The sequence below is a fragment of the Bacillus sp. AFS012607 genome, assembly GCF_002558005.1.
Taxonomy (GTDB): Bacteria; Bacillota; Bacilli; order Bacillales; family Bacillaceae_G; genus Bacillus_A; species Bacillus_A thuringiensis_S.
Map to the genome: position 1 here is coordinate 186,435 of NZ_NTVM01000007.1, position 20,563 is coordinate 206,997.

Genomic DNA, 20,563 nt, shown 5'->3' on the forward strand with positions numbered 1-20,563 from the left:
AATTACCCCTAATAATTTATATGTTAATTCCTAGTCTCACCTTTAAAATTATCTCGCCATCTTAAAAACTTCACTTCTAGTAAACGTACTAGAGAGTCAGAAAACTTCCCAACAAATGCAAAGATAATTATGCCGACAAATACGATATCTGTATTTGAAAATTGCCTTGCATCCATAATCATATAACCAATACCTTCTGTAGATCCCATAAGTTCTGCTACTACTAAACTCACCCATGCAACACCTAACGATAACCTTGCTCCTAGTAAAAGGTTAGGCAATGCAGATGGTAAAATTAGTTTCGTAATTAGTTTTCTTTTGCTAAACTCTAACACTCTCGCAACATCAAATAACTTTGAATCCACACCTCTAATACCTAAAAATGCGTTTACGTATAAAGGAAAAAATGCACCATCTGCAATTAATAGCACTTTCGATGTTTCACCAAAACCGAACCATAATACGAAAAGCGGCGCAACAGCTAAATGAGGTACAGTTCTTAACATTTGCACAGATGGGTCTAAATATTGCTCACTTCTCGTTGAAAATCCAACAATCGTTCCTAAAATGATTCCTAAGCCCCCACCAATAAAGAAACCAGCCGCAGCCCTGAATACACTAATACTTAAATGGCCGAATAACTCTCCTGTTTTAATAAGCTCTTGGAAAGCTAGAAAAATATCTAATGGTGTTGGTAAAACTGTTTTAGAAACAAGACCGAATACGCCAGCCAACTGCCAAATTATTAATATAATAACCGGTATAGTAATCGCCCTTACTAAAACTTTTACATTTAACTTTCGTACCTTCTTTATGCCATTTTTCTTAATCGTTATACTCGCTGGTTTCATAACAGCTTTCGTATTTTCCACTTTACAAAACCTCTTTTCACTTCGCTTTCAATGCTTTTTCTACGAAAGAATTATCTACAACTTTTTCCGTCTTAATTTCTTTCTTTATAGAACCGAGCTTATATTGAAAATCCGCTGTCTTTTGTTGTTCTGCTATTATTTCCTTCGTTACCGGAACTAAAATTGGTTTGTCGTGATTAAACACTTCTTTTACAATCTCTGCATCTATCTTTTTTACAGAAGTGTATACTTTTATTGCTTCATCTAAGTTAGCATCTTGCCATACACGTGCTTTCTCATAAACTTTGAGGAATTTCTCAACTAATTCTGGATGTTCTTTCGCAAATTTTGTCCTCGTAATTAAAAATTCTGGTGAAGAGACATTTAATGTTTCACCGTCTGCAATCACCTTCGCACCTTTATTTAACGTATGTAATGATATGAAAGGGTCCCAAATCGCCCATGCATCTACTGATCCTGATTCGAATGCAGGCTGCGCTTCATCTGGTTGTAATTGAATGACATTTACATCTTTTGCATCAATACCTTCTTTATCAAGTGCTCGATACAATAAATTAAAGGCACTACTTCCTTTTGCTACTGCAATTTTTTTACCTTTTAAATCTTTTACACTCGCAATCTTGCTATCTTTTTGAACGAGAATTCCAGTTCCTTTTCTCGCATAACTTGTATTGGCGATTTCGGTAAATCCAACACCTGCTGCTTGCGCTGAAATGACTGGAGAATTCCCTACTTCACCAAAGTCTAACCGGTTTGATGCGATTGCTTCAAAATAAGGAGGTCCACTTTGGAACTCTGTCCATTTCACTTTAACTCCTTCTTTTTTAAACTCCTCTTCAAACCATCCCTTTTTCTTTGCTAGTAATAGCGGGCTTAATCCTTGCTGTATACCAATTTGTATTGTTACATCTTCTTTCTTACTACTTACTGTACTTTTTTCACATCCTAATAAAAATACTGATATAGCTAAAGCAAAAGAAAGAACTTTAAATTTTTTATACATATAAAATCACCCTTTTCCTATATACTTGTTTGAATCAACCCTCCATATTCAAACTGCTGTAATACTTTCGTTCGAAGTTGTTGGAACGATTGAGAAGTTTTATTTCGCGGATAAGGCAAATTATTTTCAATCACTTTATGTATTTTCCCTGGTTTTGCACTCATAATGATAATTCGGTTTGAAAGATATATCGCTTCGTCTATATCATGTGTAACGAATATCATTGTTGTTTTCTTCTGCTCCCAAATATTCAGCAATACTTCTTGCAAATGACTTCGAGTAAAAGCATCCAGCGCTCCAAAAGGTTCATCAAGTAATAATACATTCGGATCTCTTAATAACGCTCTCGCTATCGCAACACGTTGTGACATCCCGCCTGAAATTTCTTTCGGATACGATTTTTCAAAGCCATCTAACCGAACGATTTCAACCCATTCTCTCACCTTATCTTTCACATACTTATCTTTTAACGACAAATCTGCCGCTATATTTTCTTCAACTGTTAACCATGGAAAAAGCCTATGCTCTTGAAAAATAAAACCTTGTTTCTTGCTCGTTTTTAAGATAGGCTCCCCGTCAATAATAACTTCACCTTCAAAATCATTATCTAGACCTGCAACAATTTTTAGTAATGTACTTTTTCCGCACCCACTCGGACCAATTACTGTAACAAAATCCCCTTTCTCTAATTGAAAATTAATATTCTCTAATACTTGAACAGTACCAGTTTGTTTCAAAAAATATTTTGATACCCCATCAATTGAAACAGTCATTTCTTCCCCTCCTTAAAATGATTCATATAAATGAACAGATTCAGTATTTGTGCAATAAAAAAACCAAAGGCATTTTATCAACAGATAAAATGCCTTTGGTTTCTCCAATCAGCAATACGTTATGGAATTAAGTACATATTATACAAATATTTCCGATAAGTCAACTGGGTTTTAGCGAACATTATTTATTTTTAAAGATATCAGCAGTCCCTTTTATTATTTTTGGAAGGAACGTTTTAATTGTATCCATTAATATATAAAGAGCTTCCTTCACATAACCACCTTCGAAATTTCCTAATGGTTCTGGTAATTCATCCTCATCTAATATGAAGTATTCTCCATTTGGAAGTACCATAATATCAATGATTAAATCTTCGAAGGAAACCACTTCGTCTTTTATTTGTGTATTTTTTACGATATTAAAATAGGAACCTAAATACTTCCCTTTTATATCTCTCCATACGTATAAATTGTACGGACAATCTTTCCAGTAATATGCGATTGTATAACTCCCTTTTGGGATTGTTAACTTAGTATCATTTGCAGTCATTGTAAATGAATACTGCACCTCGTGAAATAAAACAATACTTTGTGATTGCTTTTCAAGTAATAAACACTTGTGATCTACTATTGTTGAGTTATATCGGATTTTTCTTTCTATAATTTCAATTTTCGATGTAAGTAACTTATTCATTATTTTGTTTCCCCTTACACTAGTTCTATCCTCAATTATATCCATTTATATAGTGATAAAGAAGTATATAGTTTTTTATATAATGATTTATACAAGAAAAACTCCTTCTTATTTAGAAAGAGTTTTTCACTTCTAACGGAAGTTTATTTGTTTTTATGTAACTAACAGCACTATTACTCATGTTTTAACTTTTCCTTAACCGCATCATAAAATTTTCGTTCTTCATCAACATTTAAGTGCACACGACTTACTGTTTTAGAAAATCCATATAACAACTGTGCTTTCACTGGCTCTTTTAATGTTATTTCAAAAGTAGCAGGTTCTTTTATGAACTCCATAACAGTTGCATCCAATACCTGTTTCCCTTCTTTTGCCGTTAGCAATTCATCCTTGTAGAACGCAATATTATCAATTTGTGTAAATGGTATAACAATTTTCTTTCCTAATCCAATTTGAATGATTACTTGTTCTTTTGTTACGATAAGTGGATTTTTACGCATCGCTTGTATTTCAGCTAAAAAATAAAACATTGCATATACATTTAAAATAAGTAACACCCATGCTACAACCGGATTCCATTGATGAAACAAATAATGAAAACCGATACTTTCTATTAAGGTCGCATGGATGATCATGATATATACACCTATTGCACCAGTCTTTTTGTGATATGAGTATACGGATTCACCTTCTGGTACTTTTTCACGCCACGATAAAAATGCATAATAGATTAACTTACACTCCGTTACAATGATATCTATTAATTTATTTCTTTTCATAGTAGCGTCAAACGCAGCATCAATCGCATAAGAAAAGGAATAATTTTCTCTTCTATGTTTTTTATATTTTTTTATTATTTTAGGAAGCACTCTAACAATTTTATAGAGACGGAATAATTCTAGACCTACAAATGCAATTTCAGCCGCAACAATAATATAAGAGATGAATGAAAAAGCTTGTAAATAGTAACTTGGAATAATAAATCTTGCAAAAATATATCCAGCTATTACAACAGGAAATATATACGTTAACGAGTATCTTTTTCGAATAATGAAGAAATACGTGATGATTGGAATGACAAACATGCAATCTAATAATGACCCAAGCACAACTTCTTTCGGCGCAGCTGGTACTATTGGAAGGGCATACAATAAGTAGTTTGATAGTATTATTAAAGAGACGAGTCCAATCCAAATACCTTTTCGCCTTCGCGATAGTGTAACATTCATACGTTCACTCCTTTATTTAAAAACCTCATTTAAATGGTCTTTATAAAATGAAATGGCACGTTCAAATTCTTTTACTTCCTCTACTTTCACGACAGTTTCAAGTAATAATTTCATAGCTGATTCGTGATCGTTTACATTATATTTTGCTAATGATAAAAATACTTTCATTGGATCGTTCTCTGGGAATTTTTTCACCCCAGCTTCTAATACTGTAATTGCCTTTTCATATTCCCCTATACAACGATATGTACTTCCTAAACCAATATAAGCACCGCAAAGTGATTCGCCATCAAGTCCATTTGCGATTGCTTGCTCATAATACGGAATTGCTTCTGTTTCTAGCCCCATTACATCATGTATCCACGCACACTGATACAGTACTTCTGCATCCTTTGTAAAGTTTGTTAATCCTATAAGCATCTCTTTAGACTGCGCATATTTCTTTTCATTTCTAAGTTTAATAGCTTGCTTTAATAAATGTTCCATAGAATCCACTCCTCACCAATTATTCTGTGTATAGCTCTTGATTGGTATACGCTTCACATTCGTGTAAAAGTAAAATTCCCACCAATTAAAGTTTCGCTTACTTATTACTATGCGGATTCATTCTTATCTAAAAACTTAATTTTAAAAAGCAGTAACACGATTACATAATATCTCTAAGCTTTTGACAATTTCTTTCGCTGTTTCATCTTTCCCATTACACAACTTCCCTTTACCATCCTGTCCAATTACATAATGTACAGCTCCGCGCGAATATAAAGAATGTGGTGAATTCGCAATCATTACATTCGCCCTTGCTTCTTTCATTCTATTTTTCGCTCTTTCAAATAGTTCTTCTTCATTTAAATCACTTTCAAGTTTAAAACCAATAAGTACTGTTTCTGGATCCCATTCTTTTATTTGTTTTAATACTTTTGGAGCCTTTTGAAAGTGAATAATCGGTGCTATATCACTTGAAATTTTTCCGTTCATATTAAGAACATTACCATCTTGATCACAAATCTTCTCCACAATCCAATCTGATCCAGCCGCGGCCATAATGACCGCATCAACCTTTTCATGTGTGATGATACTTTTCATTTTATCTTGCAAATCAACAATTCCTTCAAATGGATGTAATTCTAACCCTCTATGTACATCGCTCGGTTTCTCCGCAAAATAACCGTGTAAATATATAACATGTGCCCCTTTAGCTAGAAGTTCTTCTGCCATTATCCTTCCGATTGTACCTTTAGCCATATTCGTATGCCCGCGTACTTGATCCCATTTTTCTAGACAACCACCGCTCGTAATTAATACCTTTTTCCCCTTCATTGTAACCATCCCTTACTAATTTTTCTTACGAAACCATTCGGTTCCAAAGTCAACTATATCACGCTGTTTCATTAGACGACACGTTGCATTCCCTATCTTCCCGTTTTTTACAGTTCCTTTTCGCTCAAACTCCACACCAATTTCAACAAACTTCTCAGATTCGTAATCCATTTCAACAAACTCTTTCCACACTCTCTCACCGTTTTCTATAATAGGTGCTCCTACTTGTATTAACTCACATGTACCAGTACGCACCTCGGATAAATGAACAGACGTATTGGAATCATATCCAACACCAATTAATAATACGTACCCGTCTAAATCATATATTTTTCTTAATGGAGATTCTTCTCCAAAGCTCATTGATAACGAATGGTTCATTGTTATTTCTACTGCATGTTTTCCCCATGCAGCAAAACTTCCTAACGGATGATTACTACGTACTACATTCGGATATGTACGAAAACATTCAACTATTTCACCCATTCCCCTTGTTGGGGTTATACGTGAATCAAATGCCGGGACGTTATCTCGGATAATTTGCCACCAGTCTTCCGGTACAGGTGGTCTTGACCAATGTTTCGGATCGGATAAATCCGAAGATTGCGTTGGCATTATTATCGTTCCTTCTTCCGTAACAACTTTCATTAATGCTTCTACTACGGCAACCGCACCACCAGATATCCAGCCGATAGAACTTAGTGATGAATGAACGATAATTGTCATTCCTTTTTCGATTCCTAATGCTTTTAAATCTTTTGTTATTGTTTCGATTGTATTTGGAAATTTTGTACTTGCTACTATATCATTCATTTTCATATTGGTTCCCCCACTAGCCATGTAAATTTAAACTTTTATATAAATATATTATCATATTTTTCTTAATTTTTAACTTAATCATATTGATTACTACAAAAATATGTATATTATTATACTGAAGACTCAAAACTCTATTAAAATCGTAGATAATGATGAACGAGAGTTTTTTGAAATGAAGAAAAATGTAGATCTTATTTTTTCAGACTATACTCCATATGCATATTTTTATAATATTTTTCCAAATAACAATGAAATCTTTCGATTTCCTTATATTTTTCTCCTAAACTTTTAACTCGAAAACCAATTCTTTTATAAAATTCTACCGCCCCATCGTCTGTCTCTGCTTCTATATAAGTCAATTGATATATTCTTACAACCTCTTTAATCATTTGCAGTGCAATTCCTTTTTGACGATAATCTGGATCCACTGCTATATGACATACTCGTGCTTTAGTTGCTCCGATTACTTCTATACCTATACAAGCTTTTTCTTCATATTTGTACAAAGTCCCTTTATTATTTTGATAAAGTAATACTGCTTTCTTTAAGCTTATTTCATTTGGACCGACGGCATATTGTAGCACATTTAATATTGAATCTTTTTCAAGTTGTTCAACAAGTTGTAAATTCATACTTTCATCCCTTTCTACGAAAAAATACTAGCTCTTAATAAAAAGAGCTAGTCTCATTACGCCGTTATTTTTTCTTCTTTTTTTACAACGACAGCTACATAACTATGAAGTATCATCCCAATAATAACGAGACTCATACCAATCCAAGATAATGATGACGGAATTGGTGCAGATAACCAGATCAGCTCTCCTACTAGCGCAAATAAAACTTCACCAGACTGCGTCGCTTCCACTGTTGCTAGTTTTTGTGGATCATCTTTCACAAGATCTGTTGCAAAGAAAAATAATACTGTCGCGATTAACCCTGAACTAACTGCTACAATAAAACATTGAAAAACTTGGCTACTTGACGGTAATCCGCCAGTTGATACTTCGTAACCAGATAATAAAAACCAAAATGGTAAACTTGCTAATGTCATACCGAGTACTCGCTGAAATACATCTAATTCCCCTTTACAAACTTGCATCATTTTTCGATTTCCAAGAGGATACGCAAATGCTGCAATAAGTACAGGAACTACACATAAAACGGTTTCACGAATACCTAATGAAGAAGCATGTTCTACTTGCATGAGAACAACACCGAATAAAATAATACCCGACATAACTAATTCCTTCATCGGAAGTTTTTTATGTAGTGGATCCACCGCAAAAAATGGTGTTAACAAAATCCCTGCAACGATTGTAATTTGCCATGTTGATGCAACAAGCCAACCTGGTCCGAACGCTCCAGCAAAACTAAGCGGTGCATAAAAGAGACCAAATCCAACGATACTCCATACTAACCATTCTTTCGGATTGTTTTTCATATATTGAAAGAGTTGCTTTAAGTTCCCTCTATACATAACAATAAGTAATAGCATTGGAACCATAAAATAATACCGTAATGATGCACTCCAAATCCAGCTTCCACCTTCTAAGTCCATTGCCCGGTTTAAAACAAAGGTAAAGGCAAAGAAAAATGATGCCAGTATCCCTATAACAATTGCTTTCATTGTAAAACCCCTTGTTTAGTTTCTCCCTAATACTATACAACAAAATAAATATAATTAAAATTCACAATCTTTAACTTGTATGTAATCTAGCTCTATATAATTTCCTCAATCGACTTATATGTGCTTGATGATATCGATTATGATCTGCTATATGCCAAATTCCCCATCTTATAGTCGCAGTTTCCCCTTTTTCATACAAAACTTCCCGCGTTAAATCAGTTTCTGTTAGTTTCATACATTCTTCATGAAACAATTTTTGCACTGCTTCATAATCTTGCATTAACTCTTGCAACGTGTATTTTCTTAAACTCGGCATTTCTCCTACTTCATTCAACATAGGACCATATTTATTTTCAAATGTTGTTGGAACATCTTCTCCCTTGAAACGATACACCCAATGTAAATCGACAACTGCTAAATGCTGAAGTAACTGCCCAATACTATTTTCATTATTTTCAGACCCTTTATAGGATAGTTCGTTCTCTTCAGTACCTTCTACTAACCTTTGCAATCTATTAAACGTATCAGCAACCGTCGCATACAAAATCGCTACTTGAAGGTCCATATTTCTTTCTAAATGGAGATCTTTCATGCTAAACTTCCTCTCTTAAAAGAACAACACCATATGTTCATCATCACTATACACACCATTCATTTTTATAGCCCTTTTTTCAATTCCGTACGTTTTAAATCCCATTGATTCATATAATCGTTTGGCTGGTTCGTTCGTTGACACAACCCCTAAGTTCAATTGCTCTAGCTTCATCTCTTTTGCCCTTTCAATTGCTTTACGTATTAAATCACGTGCAAGACCACTTCTTCGATTTTCAGTATCTACATACATTGCAACGATATGCCCTTTATGCTTATATGCATCCTTTTCTTCTGTTAATAAAGTAACAACCCCAACTAAACGATTTTCATTATTAAAAGCACCAAATGTAAAACTACTGTTAGATGAAAGATTACTAGCAACGCGTTCAAGAGGGTTTTCTTGACGTACTGCTTCTTCATAAGTCGTTACAAATGCTTCTGGGTTTACTTGTAGTGCTTGTAAACGTAACTCCCAATATTGTTTTGCATCCGCTTTTGTAAGTAATCGAATCATTTTATCTTCCCCTTTTTCATTTACATAATATTTTTATAGGTTATTATTTTTTAATTCATACTCTTCTTTTAATATACTGTAACGATAGCGATGAATGAACTTCCCCTGTCTCAATCGATCATTTCTCATTAACCCTTCACATACAAATCCGGCATGTTCATAACTCTTTTTAGCTTGTGTATTATCTTCATCTACACGTAACCAAATTTTCTCCAATTCAAACTGGGAAAAACCTATATGTAACATGCTGTTTAGAGCTGCCATTCCAAATCCTTTACCCCAATAGTCTTTATTTCCAATCGCAATTCCTAGTTCTGCATTTTTATTTGTTTTATCAAAATTTTTAAGGTCTACCCATCCAATATGTATACCTTTCTCAGTAACAATTGCCCTTTGTTCATAACCATTTTTTCGGCTTATACAAGCTTCAATCCAGTTTCTCGTATCTTCACGAGTGAACGGAGGATATTGATCTGGTACGACTAAATGCTTTGTTACATCTCTATCTAATGACCATTGATAGCGATCTTCTACATCATCTAATGTCAATTCTCTTAATTGAACATATGGTACATTCATTTTTCTCTCCCCTTTTTATTTACCAATAGAAAATCCTTCGAACACTCTTCCACCATACTGTTCTAACGTCTTTTCTATAAAATGAATTAATTCATTTTTCTCTCCCGTTTTATAAAAATGATCAAAAGCGGCTACAAATTTGTTTGCATATTGCTCATCATACCTTCTTAGCACTCTAATGAACCATTTTGAACTCCCAAGCCACCTACCATTTACTCTTAATACATATTCATGTACTAAATCCGCTAATAGATTAGCGATAAACAATTCTTCTTCTCTTTTCGTTGCACCAATAAAGTCATCTAAAGTATCCGTAATAAAATATCGCTTCTGCTTAATCGTTTCTTCCGTCCATTTATCTGGTCCTTTATGTAGTAAACCATTCGCTTCTTTTTTTAATTTCTCAACAATTTCCTTTTCCCCTTTTAATGCAATCCCTTCTGAAACTAATTGTGGTAACGAAGGTCTCCCTCGATCACAATCCATTTTGAAAAAGGTTTTATATGTTTCAAAATTATGAACAAACACCTCAACAGGCCATCCATTACTATAGAAAGATTCTCTATAACAAGAAGTTAAACTTTGATCGACTATTACAATATCAAGGTCAGATGTTTTCGTCGCTTCTCCTCGTGCAACGCTTCCGCCGAGTAAAGCTACATCACAATTCGGAAATTGTGATGTAATTATGTTTTGTGCTGCTTCAATTGGTTTCATAACCGTTCCTCTTTTCTTATTTCACTTTCTTTTTTTCAGCTCTTTCTCTCGCTTTTTTTATATAGCTTTCTGCATCTGGTGTTTTACATGATGTCGCACCGTGATCAACCTCTACTTTTCCAATTTCACGCGCAATTCCAATCGTTTGTCGCTCTAAGTCTTCATTACGAATTCCTATTGCGATTAAAGCACTATTCATCGCTTCTTTTTTTCTATTTTTTTCATTATGTATATTTTCTTTAATCTCTTCTAAGTACGGAGAGAAGAAATCATCATGTAACGCTTTATTTTTAATCGCTATATTTGCTAATAAAGACCAGCCAGCTCTTCCAATCCATTCATCATTAAACTTTGTCCACTCTTCCATTCTTTCTATTGCAATTGGCGAAGTACATATAGATGTCATAAGAAGATCCATTAAACAGTAATAATCAACATCCTGAACCCAACTATTAAGCTGTTCTGTCGTTATTTTCTTCGGATCTAAAATATAAGTTGCTAATGTCATTGCGTCCATATTTTTTGTTTCCCACAATTCAACTGCTAAATCATGATCTTTTTTTAGCTTCTTTTTTAACAATTTTAAATTCGCAAAACTAACTCCGAATAGTGGCTCTTTCGCTCCGTGGTTTTTATACGTTTTACGATTTTGTTCTGTTCCATATTTCTCTAGTTGCTGCATTACTTCCTCAAGAAACATATACCCACCTCTTTATCTTTTATGTTGACTTTATACATGTATGCACGATATATTCTACATTACTTTTTGGTTTTCCTATATTTATTTTTTAAATACGGTATGTGAAATTTCTAAACATTACACAGCCACACCATCAAAAAACTGTACCAGTTAAACATACAGTTTTTTGATGGTCCTCTCTATCATTTGGTCTATCCCCTATTTTTCAACTAATTTTTTTACATCTGACCACTCTTCTATTGACCCTGCGTCCGGAAAAACTGTAACTACATTAAAATTCGCACCTTTTTCTTTCCCAATTTGTTTAGCAGCTAATAAATTCGCTGCCGCAGAAGTTCCTATTTTTATACCAGTATCTTTGTAAAAACGTGCCATTTCATACAGGGTATCTTCATATGAATAAGTCCATTGTTTTTCTATCAAATTTTCTTCCTGTTCTATGAAATGTTGTTTCCTTCCTAAGCCGAACCCACCTGATCCAGCATATTTCTTTAAATCATTTGGTGGTTGTTCCGAAGCATAAGGCAATTCAGCAGGCATTACTAAATGTAGTTCAACATTTTTTGTATAATTCTTTATTGCTGTATAGCCTCCCATTAGAGTTCCACCAGTACCAGCAGATGCTACCCATGCATGTATTGGTTTTCCAATCATTTGTGCAATAATTTCTCGCCCTGTACCTTCAATATGACTTACTATATTTGCATTATTATAATGTTGGAATAAAAAGTATAATTCTGGATTTTGTTTGCTAATCTCTATTGCCTTCTCAATTACTGCGTAAAACCCCTTACATTTATCAACTAAGATTACGTTAGCACCATAATATTTGATTTTATTTAATAGAGATTGACCAGTTGCAGAACTTAACACTAACGTGCATTCAATCCCTAAACAATTACAAATACACCCAATTGACCTCGCTAAGCTTCCACCACTATACTCTAAAATATTTTGTTTTTTGTCCGCTTCTTGTAAATATTTATTAATCATTCCAAGTGCGGCCCTATCCTTAATTGATCCTGTAGGATTATGCCATTCACATTTAGCATAGATAGAAAGGTTCTTCGTTTCTTCGCATTCTAATTTCATGAGAGGTGTATTTCCAACATGTTTAGAAAACTCTTTAAAATGTTTTACTATCATACTTTTATACCTCCTTCATAAATTATGTTTATTACATTTGCTCTTAGCCAAAATCTTTCTACATTTTAATAACTCTCTCAATAAGATTTTCTTATATAAAAATCCCTACAAACACTGTAGGGATTTATGTCTAAATCATTTTGTTACACTCTATTTCATATAATAATAGTTTCTTTATTCAGATGCATTCATAAGCACAATTCTCCAACCATCTGGATCCTCTATTGTGGTTCCTTTCTCTATCCAATACGGGTTTTCTGGTTCCACCTCATGATAGCCCATATTACTTAATCGATTCACTATCTTTTCAATTTCACCTTTATTAGGCATATAAAAAACTAGTAAATTATCTTTTGTCGGTGCCGGACATGGACTTCCATTAACATGTGTAGTAAACTCCAAATGATATTCTTCATCTGGTAAACCAAACATAACCCCGTCATATCCTTCATGATTGTGAAATTCCCCTATACGTTTTAATCCTAATCCTGTTTCATAAAAACTTATCACTTCTTCAAATCTATCTGTTGGTCTTGCAATTCTAAATTGAACCCAATTCTTCATGCAAATCTCCTCCTTTTCATTTTCCAAAGCTTTATAGTAATTAGTATAGGTTACATATATTCCCTTTAACATCCCTCATTAGTGTGAGCTTCCTAAGTTGAAAGACCTATAAGTTAATAAACAATAGGACTTTCGTATAAAATTCATATAAAATTAGTTATATAAATGTAGAGATGAAATACAAGCTATTACGTATGAAATAGTTCTCCTTGCAGGGCCTTTATATACCGATCAGCAGATCTTTGTACAGCTTTATTTGCATCTTCCACCACACCATGAAATGCATTATATAGTCGACTAAATTGGATATCTTTTACTTTCTCTGCCATATCTCTAACTTTATTCGCTGGTAATGGAATAAGATTGGGATAACTATACATAAAACTTACCCATTTTTGATCCGAAACTACTTGTATAATATCACCTGATAACAAAATACCTTTCCCTTCATTACCGTCTTTCCAATGTATAACAGTCCCGCCCTTAAAATGGCCTCCTAAGCGATGTAATATAAGTTCTTCCGATAACAAAAGATGCTCCCCAGACCAAAATTTAATTTGCTTACTCGGACGAACCACCCACTCTTTATCATCTTCATGAATATAAATAGGTACATTGAATGTTTCTGCCCATTTAACTTGTGTAGAATAATAATGTGGATGAGAAAGTGCTATTGCTTGAATACCACCTAAATCATATATACGTTGTATCGTTTTATCATCTAAATAACTAATGCAATCCCACATAACATTTAGAGTTTTACTTTGTATTAAAAATGCTGTTTGTCCAATCGCAAATTTAGGTTTAGTAGTAATGCTATACAAACCGCTTTCTTCTTTTATTATTTCGTTTTTGTATAAATTGCTATTTTGCATTGTTTCTAATGTTGTCCATGACTGCCCAATTGGATTAACATATTGTCTTTCCTCATTACAAATTTTACAACGAGAAGGTGCTTCTTCATTTTCGGGATACTGTACTCCACATGTAGTACAAATATAATTATTCATATTCCCACTCCTTTTTTTATGTAATTATTTCTTTACCAATATTTTAATAAAAAACAAAAATATTCGAATCAATAATTGGAACGAAAATGAAGTGATACGAAAGTATGATTAGTCTCCTTTCGTTTTAAGACTTTAGTCTAATTCCTATAAATTTTTTATTTCCTACTTCCAAGAAAATAGAGTTTTAATTTTATTAAAACTTTCTAATATATTTAATCCTTTAATCGTTAAAAGAAGGAGCAAATCTTCATAAAATAAACGAATAAATTAATAGTTTTTGTCAAAATTTTAACACAACAATACTTACTAACACACATCAGGGGGATATTAGGCTTAAATTAAGGAAAGATTTTAATAAAAAGCATTATAATGCTTTATGAAGGAATTACTGCATTAGGTGCTATTATGTTGTACGAGGTATTTAATATAGAAGTTTGTTGATAGAAATATCGGATCAATTAAATTTGATGATTGAAGAGTTTGTAACGAGAGATGAATATTGATTTCAAGCTTCATTTTAGGGGAAATAAACATCACAAACTACATGAATTAAAAAGTAGCCTTAAAGCAAAAGTCATATCCATGAAATGTTTAAATTCATATACAATTTTATACAACCACTTTTTTATAAAGCAAGAAAAGTGGTTGTATGTTTTAAAAAGTATTTTTTGTTACAAAATCATGCTACACATTTCATTAAACTACAACTACTCATTTTCTTTTTTCTTCTTTTGTTCCTCAGATGGCTCTTCTGTTGGATCTGGTTCTTGCTCATCCTTTTTGTTTAATTCATTATTTTTTTCCTCCTGTCTTTGTTCAGAAGGTTCCTCCGTTGGATCTGGCTCCTTTTCATCTTTTGGAGCTGGATTACAGCCAATTAATAATCCTACTGTAAATATGCTTGTCATTAATATTGAAAGCATTTTTTTATAATTCAATTAAAGCACCTCCTAAAATTAATATCCCTTGTATTGTTTCCAATTCACCATTCAATTTATCCAATCATTTGTGATGTTTCTTCCAAAATGACATTCCTTTAAAATCTTGCATACTTTTTGCCAAACTTTTTTACACTTGTAAAAAAGTTTTTTTGCATTTCCCTACCTATAATTGCTAATATAGTAGAGTAGAACTTTTATAGAGAGAAGGAAAATTATGCACAATGGAATTCGAATGACAACTTTGGTAAAAAGGGCTATGTTGGTTTGTGCGGGGGTATTATTTACATACGAAGCCGCTTTAGGATCAGTACATACTGCTTTAGCTAGTACAGAGGATGAAGCAAAATCTGTTCAACTTGTAAGTGAGATTCAAACATCTCTTGCTCCGAAAGAGGCTCCAAAGCATTATAACGGACAAGTTAGAAAAGTCGCTTACTTAACATTTGATGACGGTCCCGGAAAATACACAGCTGAGCTTTTAGATATGTTAAAGAAAGAAAATGCAAAAGCAACATTCTTCCTAATTGGTTCAAACGTAAAAGCTTTCCCTGATCTTGTAAAACGCGAAGATGCTGAAGGCCACTACGTTGGGATGCACAGTATGACTCATAACTACAAGAAACTTTACACTGAAGGTCATTATGTAGATGAAATGAAGGAAGATCAAGGCTTAATCGCTGGTGTTTTAGGTAAATCACCAGTATTAACTCGCCCATCTTACGGATCAATGCCAGGATTAAACGAAGCTCTTCGCAACAAAGTTGTAGAAAATGGCTTAAAGGTTTGGGATTGGACAATTGATTCTTTAGACTGGAAATATAACAAAATGCAAGTTGATGCTGCATCTGCTAAAATTGTAGAGAACGTACTACATGGTGCTACAAATCCAACAGAAGTTATCCTTATGCATGATATTCATCCACAATCGGTAAAAGCAGTACCTGGAATTATTAAAGGACTGAAAGAAAAAGGATATGAATTAGAAGCATATAATGAGAACGAACACTTCCCATTAAACTTCTGGCATGATAATCGTATGTAATGAAAAGACTTGATTCCCTCTAGTAGGTTATCAAGTCTTTTTTATCGTTTTGGGAAATTTCTTTGTTGCTCTTCAATAAAAAGAATAATCTTTTCTCTGTCCTCTTGTGTAATACTTATAGAAAATTCGTACTCCTCTTCCTTACACCATGAAGGGGTAAGTTCCTGAGATAATCGGACTACAATTTGAAACTCATCTTCATTTTCCCCCATTAATTCAAACGCTATATTAGGCTCTATGAAATCTAGTTCGGTATATGTAGGATTCGGTAATGATTGAAACCATTTTTTCATACGCTGTAAGTCGAACGTTTGTAGAAAAGGATCCATCGTTTCAAAAACTTTATTTCCTTCTGACAGTTTCGCTTTTACTATTAGCCAATTTCTATCACACTCCTCTTTTGCATCTTTAAATTGGTATTTCACCACCTCTAAATGTAATACTATTTTTTTATTTTGAAAATTCATAAATTCCTCCTCTTCTTGCTATAAAACTTTTACTTTATAAATTTGAAATTTATACGCCTTTCTTAACTTGTAAGACACTTTCTATCTCCCATTAATTTCAACTCTTAGATATAATGATTTTTATTTACTAATACATATGACTGATTTTAACATATCATCCTTTATACATTAAATAAATTTGATTTGCAATATAATCTGAACTAAAGTGAAGTCCATTCCTTATCCACCACATGATAATCCCTACCAAAGAGGCTGTTTTAATATCAACTGCAACGTAATCATCAGGTAAATTCTTTTTCGTATTCTCTCTTCTCGTTTCTATTAATTGCTTTAAAAATAAAAACAATTGCTCCTCAAATTGATTCATTTTAAATAATATAAATAAAAAATTTCGGTGAATATATAAATAATCTAGCAATTGTGTTAGCTTTTGTTTTTCTGATAAATCTTTTGCATGTATTAAATCAACAATTTTATTTGAATGCTCATTTAAAATTTCGCTAGTGATTTGGTCTAGTAAATCTTGAATATCTTGATAATGCAAATAAAATGTTGTTCGATTTAACCCTGCTTTTGTTGCGATTTTCTGAACCGTTAAGCTTGAAATAGTAGGATTCGCCAATTAGCAGGTGCTATTGGAACAGCAGTTATTATCACGGTGTATACAATTCAATCCACTTCACACATTTCACAGTTATCTAGTGAGAATGGAAATATATCAGCTATGCAAGTAACAAACTTATCTTCTATCTATAGCTCAAGTGATGCGTACGTATTTATGTTAGTCTTATCTATTGTGGCTTTAATTATTGCATGTTTCACGCCTAAAAAAGTAATAATCAAAGATACGAAAGTAAATCTTCAAACAAAAAATGATAATTAAAAATTAAGCACTTAAAAGATGGTTCCAGAATTGTACCGTATCCATCTTTTTAAGTGTTTATGCACCATAATTATAATCCTTAATTACTATTTGAAGAGATTGTATTTTAATAAATAATCCTTAGAATTCTTAATACGGAATAGCTTATAAGTACATATTAATTATAAGGAGTGATATATTTATGGATTTTCTTTCACCTGAATATTTGTCTGCCTTATTAGCAATTATCGTAATCGATTTAGTGTTAGCCGGAGATAACGCCATTGTAATTGGATTAGCAGCAAGACGATTACCGAAAGATCAACAAAAGAAAGTTATCATTTGGGGAACCGTTGGAGCAATTGCTATAAGAGCTCTTGCTACTTTAGTTGTCGTTTGGTTATTAAAAATACCAGGATTACTTTTAATTGGTGGTGTACTTCTTATATGGATTGCTTACAAATTAATTGCTGAAGGCAAAGACCATGATATTAAGGCAGAAGAAGGATTTTGGTCTGCTATTAAAACCATTATCATTGCTGATGCGTTAATGGGTATTGATAATGTACTCGCTGTTGCAGGAGCTGCGCATGGTAACTTTTCTTTAGTAATCATCGGGCTATTAGTTTCTATTCCTGTAGTCGTATGGGGCAGTACATTGATTTTAAAATGGGTAGATCGTTTTCCTGTCATCATTACGATTGGAGCAGCGGTTTTAGCTTATACTGCTGCAAAAATGATTGTAGATGAGAAATGGTTCGCTGGATTTTTCGAAAGTAACCCTTTCATTAAATGGGCATTTATCATTATGATCATTGTTGGTGTAGTGTTCTTCGGAAAAGCAAAACAAAAAGCAACAGCTAGTTCTGTCTAATAATGATGTTATATTTACAAATAAAAAGCGCTATTCATATGAATAGCGCCTTTTATTATTTAGCTTCCCCTTCCGGAGTCGTTTTTACCTTCGTTTTGTTTTTATCACGATTGTTATAGTTATACTTCGAACGATCTACTGGAGTGAATCCTTCCGGTGTGTAGAATCGTAATAAGTCACCATTTACGACTTGGTCAGAGTATTTTAGTGAGTTTTGAACCATTTGTTCATTTTTCTTTATTTCATCTGTAAATTCTACAGGTTTTCCAGTTGTTGTATCATAGTATTTGCCGTTTAGTGCAGTAACAGTTGGGCTTACGTAGTTACCGTTACGGAACGCAACGACTTGTTTATGCTCTGGTGATAATAAATCTGAACCGAATTGAACATAGTTTTTCGTATCTGTACCTAGTAAGTGTAATAACGTAGGAAGAACGTCAATTTCACCGCCATATTGATGTTGTACGCCACCTTTCACTCCTGGTACACGAACGATTAAAGGCACACGTTGTAACTGTGCATTTTCAAATGAGTTCATTTCTTTACCCATTACTTTTGACATTGCTGCGTTATGATTATCTGAAATACCGTAATGGTCTCCGTACATAACGATAATTGAGTTATCATATAAACCAGATTGTTTCAAGTAATCGATGAAGCCTTTTACAGATTCATCTAAATAGCGTGCTGTTTGGAAGTACGTATCTACTGATGAATCACCTGTTGTTGCTGGTTCAATCGTTGCTTCTGCCTTATCAATTGGATAAGGGAAATGGTTCGATAACGTAATAAACTTCGTATAGAACGGTTGTTTCAACGTTTGTAATAACGGAATAGATTCATTAAAGAACGGTTTATCTTTTAATCCGTAGTTTACTACGTCTTTTTCATTCATATCGTAGTATGACGCATCAAAGAATTTATTAAAACCAAATGATTTATAAATATCGTCACGGTTCCAGAATGTTTTGTAGTTACCATGGAATACTGCTGATGTGTATCCTTGTTGTCCTAAAATAGCTGGTGCTGATTGATACGTATTATGAGATTTCGTTGTAAAGACAGAACCTTGCGGTAAACCAAACATTGAATTCTCTAACATAAACTCCGCATCAGATGTTTTCCCTTGTCCTGTTTGATGGAAGAAGTTATCAAAGTATAGCGTATTCGCATCTTTTGTAAATGAGTTTAAGAACGGTGTAACTTCTTGACCATTTAATTTGTAATCAATTAAGAAGTTTTGGAATGACTCTAAATGAATATAAATTACGTTCATTCCCTTTCCTTTACCGAAATACTCAGGATTTGGACTTGCATAAGTTGATGTTAAATAATTTCGTACTTCTGTCATATTATCGCCATCAGCTAATGCTCGTTCTGTCGATGCTTTCGCACTTTGAATTCCATCATAAATTGTGTAGTTGTATGCCCCTAAATATTTCACAATATAATTACGGTCAAACGTTCTTGTTAATAATTCAGGACGGTCAGACTCTGCAAGACCTAAATTAACACTGAATAATAAAATACCTGCTACAAATACTAGAGATACTTTATGCTTCGCAACACGAATTGGTTTTGGATTTGCAAATTTTGTTGCAACTAACACAATTAATATAATCGTGTCTAAGAAGTATAGTGGATCATAAAGATGTAGCAACGCAAGAATACTACCACCTAAATCTCCAAAGTTATTCGTTTGTGTTAATGTTGGGAACGTAATAAAGTCACTGAAAAAGCGATAGTAAACTACGTTTGCATATAAAAGAATCGACAATAACAAGTTGATAACAATTAACCAAATATAAGATCGCTTCCCTTTTGCAAATAATGCAAGTCCTAAAAATAGAACTGCTGAACTAAGCGGGTTAAAAAACAGCAAGAATTTTTGGATTGTGTTTGAAATTCCTAAATTAAATTCCGTTACATAGGCTGCATACGTTTTGAGCCACAATAAAATAACGGCAAACAGAAAGAATCCAAAATGATTGCTTAACACACTTTTGCTCTTTAATAAGAACTGTTTCATTTCTCCACCTCTTTTGATCATCCAAGGCTTATTTTTTATAAGTCTGTCTCTCTATTCGATTTTTCTTCTTCAAATAGATTTTTTTATTTAACTATATGAAGAATATTAGTAATTATAATTTGAAGCTTGTATTTATTCAACTATTTCTTTTTAAACATTTTGACCTTGGTTTCTATTTAATAAAATAAAT

The 20,563-nt window shown here is 33.2% G+C and carries 24 protein-coding genes and 1 pseudogene; 3 read left to right on the forward strand and 22 right to left on the reverse strand.

The window, feature by feature from the left end; translation table 11 throughout:
- Nucleotides 1–23 precede the first annotated feature (23 nt).
- The 19 genes from CN409_RS08675 to CN409_RS08765 form a co-directional block, all read right to left on the reverse strand.
- Nucleotides 24–872, reverse strand: a complete 849-nt coding sequence (locus CN409_RS08675; RefSeq protein WP_000432136.1) for an ABC transporter permease — start codon at nt 870–872, stop codon at nt 24–26.
- Nucleotides 873–888: 16 nt separating this feature from the next.
- Nucleotides 889–1,875 (reverse strand): aliphatic sulfonate ABC transporter substrate-binding protein, encoded by a 987-nt coding sequence (locus CN409_RS08680; protein WP_097981636.1) that lies wholly within the window; start codon nt 1,873–1,875, stop codon nt 889–891.
- Between the two features lie 17 nt (nt 1,876–1,892).
- Complete coding sequence (locus tag CN409_RS08685) at nt 1,893–2,648, reverse strand: ABC transporter ATP-binding protein (RefSeq protein WP_000218578.1); 756 nt, start codon at nt 2,646–2,648, stop codon at nt 1,893–1,895.
- Nucleotides 2,649–2,829: 181 nt separating this feature from the next.
- Entirely contained in the window at nt 2,830–3,342 is a 513-nt protein-coding gene (locus CN409_RS08690; RefSeq protein ID WP_001037871.1) for a ribonuclease FAU-1 family protein, read from the reverse strand.
- A 173-nt stretch (nt 3,343–3,515) separates the two neighbouring features.
- Complete coding sequence (locus CN409_RS08695) at nt 3,516–4,571, reverse strand: hypothetical protein (RefSeq protein WP_097981638.1); 1,056 nt, start codon at nt 4,569–4,571, stop codon at nt 3,516–3,518.
- A 12-nt stretch (nt 4,572–4,583) separates the two neighbouring features.
- Nucleotides 4,584–5,057, reverse strand: coding sequence for a tetratricopeptide repeat protein (locus tag CN409_RS08700; protein WP_042598051.1), 474 nt, complete (start codon nt 5,055–5,057; stop codon nt 4,584–4,586).
- Between the two features lie 141 nt (nt 5,058–5,198).
- Nucleotides 5,199–5,888: a phosphopantothenoylcysteine decarboxylase domain-containing protein gene (locus CN409_RS08705; protein WP_097981639.1), complete on the reverse strand. Its 690-nt coding sequence runs from the start codon at nt 5,886–5,888 to the stop codon at nt 5,199–5,201.
- Nucleotides 5,889–5,903: 15 nt separating this feature from the next.
- Nucleotides 5,904–6,701, reverse strand: coding sequence for an AAC(3) family N-acetyltransferase (locus CN409_RS08710; RefSeq protein WP_141527701.1), 798 nt, complete (start codon nt 6,699–6,701; stop codon nt 5,904–5,906).
- A 197-nt stretch (nt 6,702–6,898) separates the two neighbouring features.
- Nucleotides 6,899–7,339, reverse strand: a complete 441-nt coding sequence (locus tag CN409_RS08715) for a GNAT family N-acetyltransferase (protein ID WP_097981642.1) — start codon at nt 7,337–7,339, stop codon at nt 6,899–6,901.
- 56 nt (nt 7,340–7,395) lie between these two features.
- Nucleotides 7,396–8,334 carry a DMT family transporter gene (locus CN409_RS08720; RefSeq protein WP_000644594.1) on the reverse strand — a complete coding sequence of 313 codons (939 nt, stop codon included), beginning with the start codon at nt 8,332–8,334 and terminating at the stop codon, nt 7,396–7,398.
- A gap of 70 nt (nt 8,335–8,404) precedes the next feature.
- On the reverse strand, nt 8,405–8,926 hold the full coding sequence (locus CN409_RS08725; protein ID WP_000653847.1) for a DinB family protein: 522 nt from the start codon (nt 8,924–8,926) through the stop codon (nt 8,405–8,407).
- A gap of 15 nt (nt 8,927–8,941) precedes the next feature.
- Nucleotides 8,942–9,442, reverse strand: a complete 501-nt coding sequence (locus tag CN409_RS08730) for a GNAT family N-acetyltransferase (RefSeq protein ID WP_000620322.1) — start codon at nt 9,440–9,442, stop codon at nt 8,942–8,944.
- 33 nt (nt 9,443–9,475) lie between these two features.
- A complete protein-coding gene (locus tag CN409_RS08735; RefSeq protein WP_001102493.1) occupies nt 9,476–10,021 on the reverse strand; it encodes a GNAT family N-acetyltransferase in 546 nt (181 codons plus the stop codon).
- Nucleotides 10,022–10,036: 15 nt separating this feature from the next.
- On the reverse strand, nt 10,037–10,738 hold the full coding sequence (locus CN409_RS08740) for a nucleotidyltransferase domain-containing protein (protein ID WP_000802430.1): 702 nt from the start codon (nt 10,736–10,738) through the stop codon (nt 10,037–10,039).
- 16 nt (nt 10,739–10,754) lie between these two features.
- Nucleotides 10,755–11,438: a DNA alkylation repair protein gene (locus CN409_RS08745; protein ID WP_000478212.1), complete on the reverse strand. Its 684-nt coding sequence runs from the start codon at nt 11,436–11,438 to the stop codon at nt 10,755–10,757.
- Nucleotides 11,439–11,636: 198 nt separating this feature from the next.
- Nucleotides 11,637–12,584: a PLP-dependent cysteine synthase family protein gene (locus tag CN409_RS08750; protein ID WP_086390608.1), complete on the reverse strand. Its 948-nt coding sequence runs from the start codon at nt 12,582–12,584 to the stop codon at nt 11,637–11,639.
- Between the two features lie 174 nt (nt 12,585–12,758).
- Nucleotides 12,759–13,148 (reverse strand): VOC family protein, encoded by a 390-nt coding sequence (locus CN409_RS08755; RefSeq protein ID WP_000800678.1) that lies wholly within the window; start codon nt 13,146–13,148, stop codon nt 12,759–12,761.
- Between the two features lie 188 nt (nt 13,149–13,336).
- Nucleotides 13,337–14,158 carry an MBL fold metallo-hydrolase gene (locus tag CN409_RS08760; protein ID WP_001067271.1) on the reverse strand — a complete coding sequence of 274 codons (822 nt, stop codon included), beginning with the start codon at nt 14,156–14,158 and terminating at the stop codon, nt 13,337–13,339.
- A 707-nt stretch (nt 14,159–14,865) separates the two neighbouring features.
- Nucleotides 14,866–15,096, reverse strand: coding sequence for a hypothetical protein (locus CN409_RS08765; protein WP_001106986.1), 231 nt, complete (start codon nt 15,094–15,096; stop codon nt 14,866–14,868).
- Between the two features lie 217 nt (nt 15,097–15,313).
- Between CN409_RS08765 and CN409_RS08775 the strand changes: the two genes are divergently transcribed.
- Nucleotides 15,314–16,141 (forward strand): peptidoglycan-N-acetylglucosamine deacetylase, encoded by an 828-nt coding sequence (locus CN409_RS08775; protein WP_000551449.1) that lies wholly within the window; start codon nt 15,314–15,316, stop codon nt 16,139–16,141.
- Nucleotides 16,142–16,182: 41 nt separating this feature from the next.
- Here the strand turns inward: CN409_RS08775 and CN409_RS08780 are convergent, their stop codons facing one another.
- Nucleotides 16,183–16,608: a WapI family immunity protein gene (locus tag CN409_RS08780; protein WP_001010973.1), complete on the reverse strand. Its 426-nt coding sequence runs from the start codon at nt 16,606–16,608 to the stop codon at nt 16,183–16,185.
- A 154-nt stretch (nt 16,609–16,762) separates the two neighbouring features.
- Nucleotides 16,763–17,224 (reverse strand): annotated as a pseudogene (locus tag CN409_RS08785) (TetR/AcrR family transcriptional regulator); the annotation flags it as partial.
- A 42-nt stretch (nt 17,225–17,266) separates the two neighbouring features.
- Between CN409_RS08785 and CN409_RS08790 the strand changes: the two are divergent.
- Nucleotides 17,267–17,491: a hypothetical protein gene (locus tag CN409_RS08790; RefSeq protein ID WP_000288051.1), complete on the forward strand. Its 225-nt coding sequence runs from the start codon at nt 17,267–17,269 to the stop codon at nt 17,489–17,491.
- Between the two features lie 181 nt (nt 17,492–17,672).
- Nucleotides 17,673–18,344, forward strand: coding sequence for a TerC family protein (locus CN409_RS08795; RefSeq protein WP_000346946.1), 672 nt, complete (start codon nt 17,673–17,675; stop codon nt 18,342–18,344).
- A 55-nt stretch (nt 18,345–18,399) separates the two neighbouring features.
- Here CN409_RS08795 and ltaS read toward each other — a convergent pair whose 3' ends face one another.
- The gene (ltaS, locus tag CN409_RS08800) at nt 18,400–20,373 is read right to left on the reverse strand and encodes a lipoteichoic acid synthase (protein ID WP_000808776.1); all 1,974 of its coding nucleotides are present in this window, start codon (nt 20,371–20,373) and stop codon (nt 18,400–18,402) included.
- Between the last annotated feature and the right edge of the window lie 190 nt (nt 20,374–20,563).